The 318-nt window shown below is 68.2% G+C and carries 1 protein-coding gene; it reads right to left on the bottom strand.

The features are described from left to right. Positions 1-318, bottom strand: a 318-nt coding sequence (locus A9Z05_RS05720) for a sensor histidine kinase N-terminal domain-containing protein (RefSeq protein WP_176730160.1), incomplete at both ends; no start/stop codon positions are given.

Here is a 318-nt window from a genome sequence, read left to right on the forward strand (position 1 = left end):
GCTCGCCGCGCGTGCCGAGCACCTGGAAGTAGACGCTGTCGATGTTGTCCGCGCGCAGGAAGTCGCGCGTCTGCTCCGGCAGCGTCAGTTCGGCGACGCCGTTGACCGGATGGATCTGCCGGGCGAGCACGTACGCGTTGGTCTCGAGCGCGCGGTCGAACGGGCTGTTCGCGATCGTCTTCGCGACGAGATAGGTGACGGCGATGCTCATCGGCCACAGCAGCAGCAGCGGCGCGAGCATCCAGTCGAGGATTTCGCCGAACAGCGAGCGCGGGCGCGGCGTTTCGGGCGATTCGGTTTCGTCGGGCGGCGCGAACG

The sequence above is a fragment of the Burkholderia sp. A2 genome (assembly GCF_001729305.1).
Taxonomy (GTDB): domain Bacteria; phylum Pseudomonadota; class Gammaproteobacteria; order Burkholderiales; family Burkholderiaceae; genus Burkholderia; species Burkholderia sola.